The 12,761-nt window shown below is 59.5% G+C and carries 17 protein-coding genes; 7 read left to right on the forward strand and 10 right to left on the reverse strand.

Going from position 1 to position 12,761, the window contains the following annotated elements; genetic code table 11:
* Window positions 1–298: 298 nt before the first annotated feature.
* A complete protein-coding gene (gene cysZ, locus ACCD02_RS06975; protein WP_413299770.1) occupies window positions 299–1,048 on the reverse strand; it encodes a sulfate transporter CysZ in 750 nt (249 codons plus the stop codon).
* 265 nt (window positions 1,049–1,313) lie between these two features.
* Between cysZ and ACCD02_RS06980 the strand changes: the two genes are divergently transcribed.
* Entirely contained in the window at window positions 1,314–1,913 is a 600-nt protein-coding gene (locus tag ACCD02_RS06980) for a peroxiredoxin (protein ID WP_413299772.1), read from the forward strand.
* 124 nt (window positions 1,914–2,037) lie between these two features.
* Window positions 2,038–3,000: a thioredoxin-disulfide reductase gene (gene trxB, locus ACCD02_RS06985; RefSeq protein WP_259107250.1), complete on the forward strand. Its 963-nt coding sequence runs from the start codon at window positions 2,038–2,040 to the stop codon at window positions 2,998–3,000.
* Window positions 3,001–3,320: 320 nt separating this feature from the next.
* On the opposite strand, the gene ACCD02_RS06990 is transcribed toward trxB, so the two are convergent.
* The 6 genes from ACCD02_RS06990 to ACCD02_RS07015 all read right to left on the reverse strand — a co-directional run bounded on the left by ACCD02_RS06990 (window position 3,321) and on the right by ACCD02_RS07015 (window position 6,456).
* Window positions 3,321–3,662: a HopJ type III effector protein gene (locus ACCD02_RS06990; RefSeq protein ID WP_413299774.1), complete on the reverse strand. Its 342-nt coding sequence runs from the start codon at window positions 3,660–3,662 to the stop codon at window positions 3,321–3,323.
* Window positions 3,655–3,951 carry a DUF1244 domain-containing protein gene (locus tag ACCD02_RS06995; RefSeq protein WP_413299776.1) on the reverse strand — a complete coding sequence of 99 codons (297 nt, stop codon included), beginning with the start codon at window positions 3,949–3,951 and terminating at the stop codon, window positions 3,655–3,657. Before ACCD02_RS06995 ends, ACCD02_RS06990 begins: the two co-directional genes overlap by 8 nt.
* Window positions 3,952–4,009: 58 nt before the next feature.
* A complete protein-coding gene (folX, locus tag ACCD02_RS07000) occupies window positions 4,010–4,381 on the reverse strand; it encodes a dihydroneopterin triphosphate 2'-epimerase (protein WP_413299778.1) in 372 nt (123 codons plus the stop codon).
* Window positions 4,382–4,383: 2 nt separating this feature from the next.
* Entirely contained in the window at window positions 4,384–4,944 is a 561-nt protein-coding gene (gene folE / locus ACCD02_RS07005) for a GTP cyclohydrolase I FolE (protein WP_413299780.1), read from the reverse strand.
* A 20-nt stretch (window positions 4,945–4,964) separates the two neighbouring features.
* Window positions 4,965–5,675 (reverse strand): dihydromonapterin reductase, encoded by a 711-nt coding sequence (gene folM, locus ACCD02_RS07010; protein ID WP_413299782.1) that lies wholly within the window; start codon window positions 5,673–5,675, stop codon window positions 4,965–4,967.
* A 211-nt stretch (window positions 5,676–5,886) separates the two neighbouring features.
* The gene (locus ACCD02_RS07015) at window positions 5,887–6,456 is read right to left on the reverse strand and encodes an antibiotic biosynthesis monooxygenase (protein WP_413299784.1); all 570 of its coding nucleotides are present in this window, start codon (window positions 6,454–6,456) and stop codon (window positions 5,887–5,889) included.
* A 236-nt stretch (window positions 6,457–6,692) separates the two neighbouring features.
* Between ACCD02_RS07015 and ACCD02_RS07020 the strand changes: the two genes are divergently transcribed.
* Window positions 6,693–7,655 carry a MerR family transcriptional regulator gene (locus ACCD02_RS07020; protein WP_413299786.1) on the forward strand — a complete coding sequence of 321 codons (963 nt, stop codon included), beginning with the start codon at window positions 6,693–6,695 and terminating at the stop codon, window positions 7,653–7,655.
* Window positions 7,656–7,664: 9 nt separating this feature from the next.
* On the opposite strand, the gene ACCD02_RS07025 is transcribed toward ACCD02_RS07020, so the two are convergent.
* Window positions 7,665–8,270, reverse strand: a complete 606-nt coding sequence (locus ACCD02_RS07025) for a hypothetical protein (RefSeq protein ID WP_413299788.1) — start codon at window positions 8,268–8,270, stop codon at window positions 7,665–7,667.
* Between the two features lie 43 nt (window positions 8,271–8,313).
* Window positions 8,314–8,787 carry a PAS domain-containing protein gene (locus ACCD02_RS07030; protein WP_413299790.1) on the reverse strand — a complete coding sequence of 158 codons (474 nt, stop codon included), beginning with the start codon at window positions 8,785–8,787 and terminating at the stop codon, window positions 8,314–8,316.
* Window positions 8,788–8,874: 87 nt separating this feature from the next.
* Here ACCD02_RS07030 and ACCD02_RS07035 point away from each other — a divergent pair, with 87 nt between their 5' ends.
* Window positions 8,875–9,327, forward strand: coding sequence for a flavodoxin (locus ACCD02_RS07035; RefSeq protein ID WP_413299792.1), 453 nt, complete (start codon window positions 8,875–8,877; stop codon window positions 9,325–9,327).
* Here ACCD02_RS07035 and ACCD02_RS07040 read toward each other — a convergent pair.
* Window positions 9,324–10,208, reverse strand: a complete 885-nt coding sequence (locus tag ACCD02_RS07040) for a LysR family transcriptional regulator (protein ID WP_413299794.1) — start codon at window positions 10,206–10,208, stop codon at window positions 9,324–9,326. The genes ACCD02_RS07035 and ACCD02_RS07040 overlap by 4 nt on opposite strands.
* 256 nt (window positions 10,209–10,464) lie before the next feature.
* Here ACCD02_RS07040 and ACCD02_RS07045 point away from each other — a divergent pair, with 256 nt between their 5' ends.
* From ACCD02_RS07045 to ACCD02_RS07055, 3 genes are all read left to right on the forward strand, one after another.
* Window positions 10,465–10,851, forward strand: coding sequence for a CidA/LrgA family protein (locus ACCD02_RS07045; protein WP_413299796.1), 387 nt, complete (start codon window positions 10,465–10,467; stop codon window positions 10,849–10,851).
* The gene (locus tag ACCD02_RS07050) at window positions 10,841–11,527 is read left to right on the forward strand and encodes an LrgB family protein (protein ID WP_413299798.1); all 687 of its coding nucleotides are present in this window, start codon (window positions 10,841–10,843) and stop codon (window positions 11,525–11,527) included. Before ACCD02_RS07045 ends, ACCD02_RS07050 begins: the two co-directional genes overlap by 11 nt.
* Window positions 11,528–11,674: 147 nt before the next feature.
* Window positions 11,675–12,586, forward strand: coding sequence for an SDR family oxidoreductase (locus ACCD02_RS07055; RefSeq protein ID WP_413299800.1), 912 nt, complete (start codon window positions 11,675–11,677; stop codon window positions 12,584–12,586).
* Window positions 12,587–12,761: the final 175 nt, after the last annotated feature.

A 12,761-nucleotide genomic window follows, 5' to 3' on the forward strand; every position in this document is an offset into this window, starting at 1 on the left:
GCCTGTGGGTGACGGATTTGTGACAGATTTGCGAAAGGGCGGTGTTGGTTTGTCTGCGCACCTCGAACCGATGATTTGGAATGGGGTTCGGTAGGAGCCGGCTTGCTGGCGATAGCGGTATTGCAATAGCAAAATTATTGCCCGTGCCGATGCCTCCGCCCCGTTGCCTTTCGTAGTCGATACCTGCCGATACGTTATTTATTCTTTCTTTTATGTAGGGCGTTTGTCTTTGTTAGGTAGGAATATTCCAGAATCAAAAAAGGCCCAATCAAGGGCCTTTTTTTCGTCGCCACCAAATCTATTTGGCCGCCAGCGCCCCAGCTCCATTCTCCCGGACCCAGAACAATGTCGCCCCGGCCACTGCCGCCGGCATCATCAGGAGATTGACCACGGGAATCAGCAACGCCAGGTAGACGATGCCGCCAAAACTCATGCTCTGCCAGCGTTTGGCGCGCAGCCAGGCGAGCATGTCCTGCCAGCTCATCTTGTGGTTGTCCGCCGGGTAGTCGATGTACTGGATAGCCATCATCCAGATGCCGAAGACCAGCCACAACGGTGTGGCGATCAGGTTGACCACGGGGATGAACGACAGGATGAACAGGCCGATGGTACGCGGCAGGAAATAGCCCAGTTTGCGCATTTCCCGGCTGAAGGTGCGAGGCACCATTTCGATCAGTTCGGCCCAGCTGAAAGACGGGAAGTCATCGGTACCGCGGATCACCACCTCGACCTTTTCCGAGAGGAAGCCGTTGAACGGCGCGGCGATGACGTTGGCAATCATGGTGAAGGTGAAGAACACCATCAGCAGCACCAGTACAACGAACAGCGGCCAGAGGATGTAATTGAGGAAGCTCAGCCAGTGGGGCAACGTCGGCATGAAGGTGTCGACCCACATTTCGAACTGATGCACGGCCAGGTAGATCAGGCCGCTGAACAGGATCAGGTTGATTGCCAGGGGCAGCAGGACAAAGAGTCGCAGGCCGGGGCTGAGAACCAGTTTCAGGCCCTCGCGCAGGTATTGCGGGCCCGATAGAGCGGGAGCAGGCATGACAGCCTCCAAACGGTGGAAAACCGCCCGACCTTACCGGCTTTGCCGGGGGCTTGAAAGGGGATTGCGGTGGCTTTGCGCATTAGCGGTCCGGCCTGGGTCGGCCTAGAGTCAGACGGACAGGCGCTTGCAACAGATTGTAGGGATAGCGCGTGCCTATAAGGTGGATTGTAAATCGGTATTTCCTTAATCTTTGCGGTCTCTATAAGCTGCCCGACAACTTATTAACCCTTTCCTTTTAACCTTGAACCTCCAAGGAGATGTCATGAGCGTACTGGTAAACAAGCAGGCCCCCGATTTCGATGCAGCAGCAGTGCTGGGTGACGGCTCCATCGTCGACAGCTTCAAGCTGTCGTCCCTGCGCGGCAAGTACGTGGTGCTGTTCTTCTGGCCTCTGGATTTCACCTTTGTCTGCCCGTCGGAAATCATTGCCCACGACAACCGCATCGCCAAGTTCCGCGATCTGGGTGTGGAAGTGGTCGGCGTGTCCATTGACTCGCAATTCACCCACCATGCCTGGCGCAGTACGCCGGTGGCCAAGGGCGGTATTGGCGAAGTGCAGTTCACCATGGTCGCTGACGTCAAGCACGAGATCACTCGTGCCTACGGCATCGAGCACGACGACGGCGTGGCCCTGCGCGCTTCGTTCCTGATCGACAAGGCCGGCGTGGTTCAGCATCAGGTGGTGAACAACCTGCCACTGGGCCGTGACGTGGACGACATGGTGCGTCTGGTCGAAGCCCTGCAATTCACCGAAGAGCATGGCGAAGTCTGCCCTGCCGGCTGGCGTCCGGGCCAGAAAGGCATGAAAGCCGACGCCCAGGGCGTGGCTGACTACCTGGCCGAGAACGCCACCAGTCTGTAACACCTTCGCTGCGGCCGGGGTCGCAGCGTCAACATTTTCAGGGTTGCCGGGCCGGTATTTGGCAATCCTATTCATACAGCCGTTCCGACCACGGCTTTAGATGGCCGGTCGATAGGAGTGTGTCATGTCTGATGTACGTCATTCCCGAGTGATTATTCTCGGCTCCGGCCCTGCCGGTTACAGCGCAGCGGTCTATGCCGCCCGTGCCAACCTCAAGCCGCTGCTGATCACTGGCATGCAGGCTGGCGGTCAACTGACCACCACCACCGAAGTCGACAACTGGCCCGGCGATGTCCACGGTCTGACCGGCCCGGTGCTGATGGAGCGGATGCGCGAGCACGCCGAGCGCTTTGAAACCGAAATCGTCTTTGACCATATCAATGCGGTCGATCTTGCAGGCAAGCCGTTCAGCCTCAAGGGCGACAGCGGAACCTACACCTGCGACGCGCTGATCATCGCCACTGGCGCCAGTGCTCGTTATCTGGGTCTGCCGTCGGAAGAAACCTTCATGGGCAAGGGTGTTTCCGCCTGTGCGACCTGTGATGGTTTCTTCTACCGCAACCGTGAAGTCGCGGTGGTCGGTGGTGGTAACACGGCAGTGGAAGAGGCGCTGTACCTGGCCAATATCGCCAGCAAGGTGACTCTGGTTCACCGTCGCGAGACCTTCCGCGCCGAGAAAATCCTGATCGACAAGCTGCACGCCCGTGTCGCTGAAGGCAAGATCGAGCTCAAGCTCAATGCCACTCTGGACGAAGTACTGGGTGACAACATGGGTGTGACCGGTGCGCGCCTGAAGAACAACGACGGCAGCTTCGCCGAGTTGAAAGTCGATGGTGTTTTCATTGCCATCGGCCACACCCCGAACACCTCGCTGTTCGATGGTCAGCTGGCGTTGAAAGATGGCTATCTGGTTGTACAGGGCGGCCGTGAAGGCAACGCCACTGCGACCAGCGTCGAAGGTGTTTTCGCGGCGGGCGACGTGGCTGACCACGTTTACCGTCAGGCGATTACCTCGGCCGGTGCCGGTTGCATGGCGGCACTGGATGTCGAGCGCTATCTGGACGGCCTGGCCAACGCATCGTTCTGATTGCGTCTGGCAATAACAAAAAAACCGGCTCAGGCCGGTTTTTTTGTGGGCGGTTACCCAACGCCTGCAGCGAACCCCGTGCAGGGTGGGAGCGCATTCTGTGGGAGATTCTATGTTTGCTGTAAAACCAGAGCAGCCCCTTCGCGGATGAATCCCACAGATCCGACGATATGCACGCGCTACTGTGGGAGCGAATTCATTCGCGAAAGCGGTAGTTCAACCGCTAGAGGTGTATCGCCTGCACTGGCCTCTTCGCGAATGAATTCGCTCCCACAACACGGTGTTATTTCAGATAGTCATGGGGCGCTCTGCAAAACGTTTTAGCCCTTGCGCGTCAGCGGCTCACCACTGAATTTCACCCCGGCCAACCCATGAGCGATCAACGCACGGATATTGCCGTGGTCGCTGCCTTCGGGCGTAGCCTTGACCGAGCGGTAGTGTTCGCCAAAGGCGAGCAGGGCTTCTTCGTCGCTCAGGCCTTCGAGCAGGGCCAGGCCCAGGGTCTTGCAGGAACCTTCGTTCTGCCCGGCGGCGTTTTCAACCGGGCCGTTGCTGAAGGCCCGGGGCTCATAGTCGTAGTGCTCGGCAACGAAGGCCAGGGTGTCGGCGAAGGCGTGTTCGCCGCTGCGCAAACTGCTACGCAGGGTGTTCAAATCAGTCATGCTTGGCTTCCTTGGCGAACGCGGCTTGTTGCTCGGCGCTGGCTTCTTTCTGGTATTGGGCTTTCCACTCGCTGTACGGCATGCCGTAAACCACTTCGCGGGCGTCATCGAGGCTCAGCTCGATGTGTTTCTCGTCGGCGGCGGCCTTGTACCACTTGGACAGGCAATTGCGGCAGAAGCCTGAGAGGTTCATCAGGTCGATGTTCTGCACGTCTTTGCGGCTGTCGAGATGGGCGACCAGGCGGCGGAAGGCGGCAGCTTCGAGTTCGAGACGTTCTTGGTCGGTCATGATCGGGGGCTCTGGTTCTTAAGTCGTGTACGGGCCGAGGGCGCGGATGATAAAAGTTTCAGCGGCGTCCCGCCAAGGTAATCGACACCGACTCGGCAAAGCGCAGGGCGTGGGGCTTGTCGACTTCCACTTCGGCGTAGGACACCTCGGCATGGCTCATCACCAGGTCCAGCACTTCCTGGGTCAGGCGTTCCAGCAGGGCGAAGCGGTTGCCTTCCACGTGCTGGATGATGGCCTTGGTGATGGTGCGGTAGTTCAGGGCGTGATCGATATCGTTATCGCGCACGGCTTCCTGGGCGGGATAGAGGATGGTCAGGTTGATCAGCACATCCTGCTTGTTGATGATCTCGTCTTCATTGATACCAATGAACGTGCGCAGGCGCAGATCCTTGACCCGAATGCGCGCGGTTCCAGGTTCCAGTGTGGGCATCGTTATTTGCTCCGTCCGATCAGTTGCAGGAATTCCATGCGCGTGGTGCTGGATTCGCGGAAGGCGCCGAGCATCACCGAGGTGTTCATGGTCGAGTTCTGCTTCTCGACGCCGCGCATCATCATGCACATGTGCCGGGCTTCAATGACTACGGCTACGCCGGCGGCATTGGTCACTTCCTGAATCGCGTCGGCGATCTGCCGGGTCAGGTTTTCCTGAATCTGCAGGCGCCGGGCGAACATGTCGACCAGGCGAGCGATCTTCGACAGGCCCAGGACCTTGCCCGTCGGAATGTAGGCCACGTGAGCCTTGCCGATAAAAGGCAGCAGATGGTGTTCGCACAGCGAATACAGCTCGATATCTTTGACGATCACCATCTCGTCGTTGTCAGAGGCGAACAGTGCGCCATTGACGATTTCCTCGATGCTTTGTTCGTAGCCATGACACAGGTATTGCATCGCCTTGGCGGCGCGTTGCGGGGTGTCCAGCAGACCTTCCCGATCCGGGTTTTCACCCAGGCCGACGAGAATTTCGCGGTAGTGCTGAGGCAGGGACAAGGTCATTGAGTGGTCCTCGGGGCGGCTTATTTGAGATGCCGTCCGCCGTTTACGGTCAGGGTTGTGCCGGTGATATACGGGCTGTCCAGTAGGTAGCGCAGGCTTTGGTAAATCACTTGCGCGCCAGGTTCGATCGCCATGGCCGACTTGGCCAGGGCCTGGGCGCGGTAGGCCGCGTTGTCCTCGGGTTGAAACATCAGCAGGGCCGGAGCGATACCGTTGACCTTGATGGCCGGGGCGAAGCGCGCGGCAAACGAAAGGGTCAGGCTATCGAGCCCGGCCTTGGTGGCACAGTAGGCGGTGTGCTTGCTGCTGCCCTTGCGTGTCACGTCATCGCTGATATGCACGATGTCGGCGACTTCGCTGCGTAACAGCAGTTCGGCGCCATACAAATTGATCAGGTAGGGCGCCAGCATATGTACGTTAAACATGCGGGCAAAGGCCTCTGCTTCGTTGCCCGGTGTTTCACCCAGCCATTGCGAGGCGTTATGCACAATTGCCCGCAGACTGTCGGTATGGGACTTGAGCGCCTCGATAAAGGCCATGATGCCCGCTTCGCTGGCAAAATCGGCGTGAATCGCAATCGCCCCTTGCTCACGCAACGCGGCGACGCCGGGACGTTCGCTGCGATAGCTGAAAATCACCGCATATCCGTCCTGCAGAAAACGCTGCGCACAATGCAGACCCACGCGCTGGCTGGCGCCGGTGATCAGGATCGGGGCAGAGGCAGAGGCCATTGGGACGCTCGCGGGCAAAAAGAGGGAGGTACTACGTTGCGAATGGAACTTTCCTACATTGGATGGCAAGTTATACCAACGGTCGGCGGCAAACAACCGTACGTGGGGCCGGCTTTGGCCGGGAAGGTATTGGTATGGGCGATACCTTTCAGTCGCCTGGCCCATTGTCTTCCCGGCTAAAGCCGACCCCATAGAGCGCGCGCAAGCGCAATCAGTGCGTTGACGCCGACTCCGCAGGCCTTACCGGCGCGGTAGGCGTGCTGTTCAGCCAGGGCGCGAGCAGGCGGGTCGATAGCGGAATGAACAGGAACACCATCAGCGGGGTCAGGACCAGAGTGCTGAGCATGATCCGTGGCAGCAGCTCCAGATGATTGAGCAACGGGCCGAGCAGGTAGTTGAATACCAGCGACACCGGGAAGAACGCCAGCCAGATGGCGACGGCCTGTTTCCAGCGCGGTGGGCGGGCATCGGCGGCGCCGAACCAGCCTTCGATACCACTGACCCGGCGCTCGGACGGCTGAACGAACATGCCGCTGCCGCGCACCAGCCAGGAGCGCCGCGAGGAAGAGTGCTCCCAGGCGTGCATGGTTTCGGCATTGGCGAAACGGAAAATAATCTGGAATTCATCGCCACCGGGAGGCGGAGCCAGTACACCGGAACCCAGGTAACCAGGGAAGTCTGTGGCGAGTTGTTCGCCTTCATTGAGCCAGCTCATCAGTTCCTGATAGCGGCCATGGGCGACGCGGCGGGCCACCATCAAGGTGACGGGAGAGGTAGACATTGTGTATCTCCAGTAATCGAGTGAGGGTCCCGGATAAGGACGTCACATGACCGGGCGCCGGGGTGTTGGCACCTGGTCAGTTTTGCATTGGCTTGCGAGCATTTGCGCATGAAAGCTTGCAAGGATTATTCCTGAAATCCACAAATAAGCCAGCGGTGTTCGTCGTTCCTGGGCTTTAACCTATTTTTCACCGCGCGAGGGTACAATGCAGTTACTGTTTGCTAGTGATTCCTGTCATGACTGACGCTGCCGATGCCCACCTCTACACTCTCGATCTAAAGCCGGATCTGCGTGAGCAAGAGCTTTTCCCGATTCGCGAAGTCGCCCGCCTTACCGGCGTCAATCCCGTGACATTGCGCGCCTGGGAGCGCCGCTATGGCTTGATCCAGCCCACTCGCACCGACAGCGGCCATCGCCTGTATTCCCAGGCCGATGTCGAGGAAGTGCTCAGCATTCTCGGCTGGCTCGAGCGCGGTGTGGCCGTCAGTAAGGTCGGCAAGATTCTCGCGACCGCCAAGATCTCCAAGGCTCAGAGCATGCCCGTGCAGAACGATGTCGTGCTCGGTGAATGGGGTGAGTGGCAGTTGCAGATCCGTCAGGCCGCCGAGTCGTTCGACGAGCGGCGCCTTGAGCAACTCTATGGGCAGGTCTTCTCCAGTTACCCGATGCATGTGGTGTTTCAGGACATCTTCATGCCGGTCTGGCGTGGACTGGCTCAACATCAAGAGATATTTGGCCAGACCAGCCAGTGGCTGTTCCTAGACAGTTTCCTGCGCGGCCGCACGCTGCAACGTCTGCAACTGGGCACGATGGCAGCGGAACAGCACGTTCTGTTGGTTGCCATACCGGGGCAATGTCGGGAGCTGGAGCTGTGGGTCGCGGGGCTACTGCTGGGCAGCTTCGATACCGATGTGCGCATCTTGTCGATGGGGCAACCCCTGGAAGAGCTTAGCCTGGTGTGCAGCAAGGTCAGGCCGTCGGCACTGGTACTGTTCTCCAACCACTCGCCGAGCCTGGACCTGCCGCGTCGACTCGCGCGCCTGAGCCTGACACTGGATTGCCCTTTGCTGGTGGCGGGGGAGATGTCCGATCTGGCCCAGGATGCTTTGCACGGCTCGGCGGTGGCCTGCCTGGGCAGTGAGGGGCGTTCGATGCAGCGCCGTTTGCAGCAGTTCCTGGCCGGGCATCTGGATAGCTGATTACGTCTGTTATTTGTGCATCGTCGGGTGAATCTGCCGATGCTGGGCGAGGATGTACTGGCGCAATCGCTCGATATGATCCTTGTTGCGTTGGTTGAGGCGGTAGGCAACCAGGCCTTTTTCCGTCACCCGCTCGATATTGCCGTGCAGGGCAATGGGCCGATTTCCCGGCGGATGCAGCCATGCCGAGAAACGCTTGGGCGTTCTGGTCGGGTTACGGTTTTCCAGCAACACCCCCTTGAATGAAAGCTCGTGGACCCACAGGCCCGTGAGGGCGCCGTTCTCGGTCTCCAGGGGCAGCGGCTCCGGCAGTATCAAGCGCCATGGGCGAATCCGCGGGCCCTCCTCGAAGATGCTCGGTGCGCCGACTTCCAGGTGCAACGCATGAAATTCGTCCTCCACCAGATGCAGCGGAAATGTCATCTGCTGGTTGTCAAACTGCGCCTGGATAGTGATTTGCTCATGGGCAGCCAGACGCGTCAGCAGGTCCTGGATCTGGACGCCACCGTTCACCAGCAGGCTGCGTGTCGAATCGCGCACGTTGAGCCTGGGGTTGTGTTGCATGTTCTGGATGAAATCCAGCTCTGCCTGGGTGAGGAGGGTGTCGTGCTGCATGGTCTTGCTCGGTCTACCCGGTAATTACAAAGCAGACTCCGTTTTAGATTCTATGTTGCGTCCGTTCGTCGGTTTTATACGCCTGCAGTTCAGCACGAGCTTCGGCCAGCTCGGCTTCCAGGGCCTGAACCCGTTGCAGGGCCTCGACTTGCAGCGTGACGTCTTTCTGCACGCCGATGAAGTAAAGGCGCTGATCGGCTTCGTTGCGTACGGGTGTAATTGACAGCTCATTCCAGAAGGCACTGCCGTCGTGACGATAGTTGCGCAATACCTGACGACAGGGCACGCCGTCGATCAACGCCTGACGAATCGCCTCGCGGGCTGGCTGATCGCGCTCGGAGCCCTGCAGGAAGCGGCAGTCCTGATACAGGATGTCTTCCGAGCGGTAGCCGGTCAGCCGTTCGAAGGCCTTGTTCACGTAGATAAGAATATTGTCGTCATCGCCCTCCTGCTCGGCGACGACAATGCCGTCGATGGACGCATCGATTACTAATTGCAGCAAATTCGCATTGATCATGGAGCATTTTCCATCGTGTCAGGTGGCTGGGGGCCTCTGCGTTTCGGGCATACTACGGCACGATTTTACCCAGAGATGGAAGCTAATATGAGAATCGCCATTATTTCCGGCTCGGTTTACGGTGCGGCTGAAGAAGTCGCCCGCCATGCCGAGAGCATACTGCGTGGCGCAGGCCACGAAACATTCTACGACCGGAGCGCAATGCTGGAAAAGTTGCAGGCTTTCAATCCTCAGGCATTGCTGGCAGTGACATCCACTACCGGCATGGGCGAGTTGCCGGATAACCTGCAACCGCTCTACTCGCAGATTCGCGACATCCTGCCCGCCGCCTGGCGCGGCCTGCCCGGCGGTGTGATCGGCCTGGGCGATGCCAGCTATGGCGATACGTTCTGCGGTGGGGGCGAGCAAATGCGCGAGTTGTTCGCTGAACTGGGTATCGTGGAAGTACAGGAAATGCTGCGTCTGGATGCCAGCGAAAGCGTTACCCCGGAAACTGACGCCGAGCCATGGCTGGCGCAGTTCGTCAAACTGTTGGGCTAAGTCGTCGAACGCTCGCGCAGCAACGCCAGCCAGGCCTGGGCCGCCTTTGACAAATAGGCTCCCTGGCGCCAGATAAAGACAATGTCCCAACGCAGCTCGGCCGGTGCTTTGAGACGCAAACGAATGATGCCCGGACGCACCAGGCCCCGGGCTACCACGCTGGGCAACAGCACTACACCCTGCCCGGCGGCCACCAGAGCAGCGAGAAAGTCCGCCTGACCGCTGCGCCCGCTCTCCTTGGGCGTGAAGCCCACTTGCTGACACGCCTGGATCAGACGATTGTTGAGCACGAAGCTGCGCTGGTACATCAGAAAGGGGGTGTCGGCCAGCTCCGCCAATTCGATCTCGCCGTTCTCGGCCAGCGGGTGTCCGCTGGGCAGCAGCACATCCAGTGATTCATCGCAGAAGGGCTGATAGGCAAAGGCCGGATCATCCGGCGTCAGGCTGCCGCCGACTTCCAGTTCGCCGCTCATGATCGCCTGCTCGATAGTCAGGCTGCCGCCCTCGAGTAATTGGATATTGATATTCGGATAACGACGCCGGTATTCGGCAAACAGCTCGGCGAACAGCGTCTCGCCACCGAGCATGGGCAGGCCCAGGCGCAGATCGCCCCGGGCCAGGTTGCTCAGGTCGTCCAGCTCGCGCAGCAGGCCATTGCGCAACAACAGCATCTCCTCGGCACGTTGCAGCACCACGCTGCCCGCTGCTGTCGGAGCGATCTTCGAAGCCTCGCGATCCAGCAGCACGACCCCCAGGCTCTGTTCCAGCTGCGCCACTTGCTTGCTGACCGCTGACTGGCTGACGTGAAGGGTTCTGGCCGCCTGGGTAAAGCCACCCTGACGGACGACCTCGATGAAACTGCGCAATTGTTTGAATTCCATGTGGCCCAATTCCTGCTGGATGCATTAAGAGAGTTTGAGGACGAATGGGTGATAGAGAATCCTGTGGGAGCGGATTTATCCGCGAAGAAGGCTGCACGATCATGACCTTTTCGCGGATAAATCCGCTCCCACAGGGTCTCTGTGCTCGTTGGGTTAGCGTTGTGTGAATTCCTGAATGGAATGGTATCGAATCCAACTATTCGCTTTTGGGATGATAGTCATGGATTTAGACTGCACGCCAGAGGAGTCAAAGATCATGAACGTTGCTACTTTGCGTCGCCTGGGCCGACTGGTGTTCGAACTGGCGGTGTTTCTGGCTATTTATCGCCTGGGCTGCGCCCTGGCGTTGTGGCTGGACTGGCCGATTCCCGGTGGGGTGATCGGGCTGGCGTTGCTGTTGCTGGCGTTCGCCACCGGTGTGCTCAAGCCGGCGGCCCTGCAACTGGGCGCAGGTCTTTTGCTGGCGGAAATGCTGCTGTTTTTTATCCCCGCGCTCATGAGTCTGCTCGATTACGGTGCCTTGGTACGCAACGAAGGCTGGCGGATCATGCTGGTAATCGCGGTCAGCACCCTGATGGTGATGCTGGTTACGGCCCTGACCGTGGAACTGGTGTGCCGCTGGAGGGCGAACCGTGAAGTTTGAGCCGATGCCGGTGTTCTGGCTGGTGCTGACCCTGGCGGCCTACCTGTTCAGCCGCTGGATTTATCGGCGCACCGGGCGTTATCTGTTGTCGCCGTTGATCCTCGTTCCTGTCCTGCTGCTGGCCGTGGCCATGCCGCTGCATACCGCCTACGCCGAATACTCGACCAACACCCACTGGCTGATGCTGGTGTTGGGACCGGTTACCGTCGCCTTCGCCGTGCCGATCTGGCAACAACGGTCGCTGCTTGCGCGCAACTGGCTGGCCCTGCTCATCGGCATGCTGGCGGGAAGTGCGGCGTCGATTGGCAGCTCGTTCTGGCTGGCCAAGGCCCTGGCCCTGGATGCTTCGGTCACCCTGTCCCTGGTGCCGCGCTCAATCACCACTCCCTTCGCCATGCCCCTGGCCCACGACCTGGGTGGCGTCCCCGAGCTGACGGCAGTGTTCGTCATGTTCACCGGCGTATTCGGCGCGGCCCTGGGCGGCGTGCTGCTCAAGTGGCTGCCGCTGCGTAGCGCCCTGGCCCGTGGCGCGCTGTTCGGCGTTGGTGCCCACGGTGCCGGGGTCAGCCGGGCGCGGGAGGTCGGCGGCGAAGAAGGTTCGGTCGCCGGGCTGGTCATGGTCCTCACCGGGCTGCTCAATCTTTTTGCCGCGCCTCTGCTGGCCGCCGTGTTGTAGAGCGGTTTGTGCCCCATCCTGCTGCGTTATCGTGCACTATTCAGCGTCTGCTGTATTGATTGTGACCGGCGTGCGCCTGGATGACACTTCCGGTGCGTTCGTCCCTTACCTGGACCTTTGCCTGGACCCTGACCTGGAGTAGTTAGCATGAGTGATGCCGTTCGTTTCGAAGACAAAGTCGTGATCGTGACCGGCGCGGGTGGCGGTCTGGGCCGTGCGCATGCGCTGTTGTTCGCCAGTCATGGCGCCCGGGTGGTGGTCAATGACCTGGGCGGCTCGGCCCATGGCGAAGGCGCCAATGCTTCGGCGGCAGACAAGGTCGTCGCAGAAATCATCGCCGCAGGGGGCACGGCCGTGGCCAATCACGACTCTGTCACCGACGGCGACAAGATCGTGCAGCACGCCCTGGATGCCTTCGGTCGGGTCGACGTCCTGGTCAATAACGCCGGTATCCTGCGCGACAAGACCTTCGCCAAGATGGAGGACGCCGACTGGGATCTGGTCTACCGCGTCCATGTCGAAGGCTCCTACAAAGTAACTCACGCGGCCTGGCCGCATCTGCGTGAACAGAACTATGGCCGAGTGATCTTTACCTCTTCGACTTCCGGTATCTATGGCAACTTTGGCCAGTCCAACTATGGCATGGCCAAGTTGGGTCTGTATGGCCTGACCCGTACCCTGGCTCTGGAAGGGCGCAAGAACAACATCATGGTCAATGCCATTGCGCCAACAGGCGGCACGCGTATGACCGAAGGACTGATTCCGGCCAATATCTTCGACATGCTCAAGCCGGAACTGATCAGCCCGCTGGTGGTGTACCTGGGCAGCGAGCAATGCAAGGACAGCGGCGGACTGTTTGAAGTCGGGGGTGGCTGGATCGGCAAAGTGCGCTGGGAACGCAGCCTGGGCGCCGGTTTCGACCCTCAGGCCGGCTTCAGCCCGGACGACGTTGCCGCGCAATGGCAGACCATCAATGACTTCACTGATGCGGCGCATCCACGGGATAACGTTGAGGCGTTAAAAGAAATGATGGCGAATTTGCAGAAGTACGCGAAGTAATTGCAATGATATTCGTGGGACCGGCTTTATCCGGGAAGACACTATGGCAGGCGATGGAATGTATCGATCGGACCTGCCTCTTCCCGACTAAAGTCGGTCCCGCATCGAATTATCTTTGATTTAAGTAGGATGTTTCTTGTTCTATTGTAGTATTGATCTTGATTTGGCCCGTCAT

Origin of the sequence: Pseudomonas sp. Pseusp88, assembly GCF_047303955.1 — a bacterium.
Taxonomy (GTDB): domain Bacteria; phylum Pseudomonadota; class Gammaproteobacteria; order Pseudomonadales; family Pseudomonadaceae; genus Aquipseudomonas.

Coding starts and splice junctions, on each gene's coding strand:
- cysZ (WP_413299770.1), bottom strand. CDS start 1,048: ATGCCTGCTCCCGCTCTATCGGGCCCGCAATACCTGCGCGAGGGCCTG.
- ACCD02_RS06980 (WP_413299772.1), top strand. CDS start 1,314: ATGAGCGTACTGGTAAACAAGCAGGCCCCCGATTTCGATGCAGCAGCA.
- trxB (WP_259107250.1), top strand. CDS start 2,038: ATGTCTGATGTACGTCATTCCCGAGTGATTATTCTCGGCTCCGGCCCT.
- ACCD02_RS06990 (WP_413299774.1), bottom strand. CDS start 3,662: ATGACTGATTTGAACACCCTGCGTAGCAGTTTGCGCAGCGGCGAACAC.
- ACCD02_RS06995 (WP_413299776.1), bottom strand. CDS start 3,951: ATGACCGACCAAGAACGTCTCGAACTCGAAGCTGCCGCCTTCCGCCGC.
- folX (WP_413299778.1), bottom strand. CDS start 4,381: ATGCCCACACTGGAACCTGGAACCGCGCGCATTCGGGTCAAGGATCTG.
- folE (WP_413299780.1), bottom strand. CDS start 4,944: ATGACCTTGTCCCTGCCTCAGCACTACCGCGAAATTCTCGTCGGCCTG.
- folM (WP_413299782.1), bottom strand. CDS start 5,675: ATGGCCTCTGCCTCTGCCCCGATCCTGATCACCGGCGCCAGCCAGCGC.
- ACCD02_RS07015 (WP_413299784.1), bottom strand. CDS start 6,456: ATGTCTACCTCTCCCGTCACCTTGATGGTGGCCCGCCGCGTCGCCCAT.
- ACCD02_RS07020 (WP_413299786.1), top strand. CDS start 6,693: ATGACTGACGCTGCCGATGCCCACCTCTACACTCTCGATCTAAAGCCG.
- ACCD02_RS07025 (WP_413299788.1), bottom strand. CDS start 8,270: ATGCAGCACGACACCCTCCTCACCCAGGCAGAGCTGGATTTCATCCAG.
- ACCD02_RS07030 (WP_413299790.1), bottom strand. CDS start 8,787: ATGATCAATGCGAATTTGCTGCAATTAGTAATCGATGCGTCCATCGAC.
- ACCD02_RS07035 (WP_413299792.1), top strand. CDS start 8,875: ATGAGAATCGCCATTATTTCCGGCTCGGTTTACGGTGCGGCTGAAGAA.
- ACCD02_RS07040 (WP_413299794.1), bottom strand. CDS start 10,208: ATGGAATTCAAACAATTGCGCAGTTTCATCGAGGTCGTCCGTCAGGGT.
- ACCD02_RS07045 (WP_413299796.1), top strand. CDS start 10,465: ATGAACGTTGCTACTTTGCGTCGCCTGGGCCGACTGGTGTTCGAACTG.
- ACCD02_RS07055 (WP_413299800.1), top strand. CDS start 11,675: ATGAGTGATGCCGTTCGTTTCGAAGACAAAGTCGTGATCGTGACCGGC.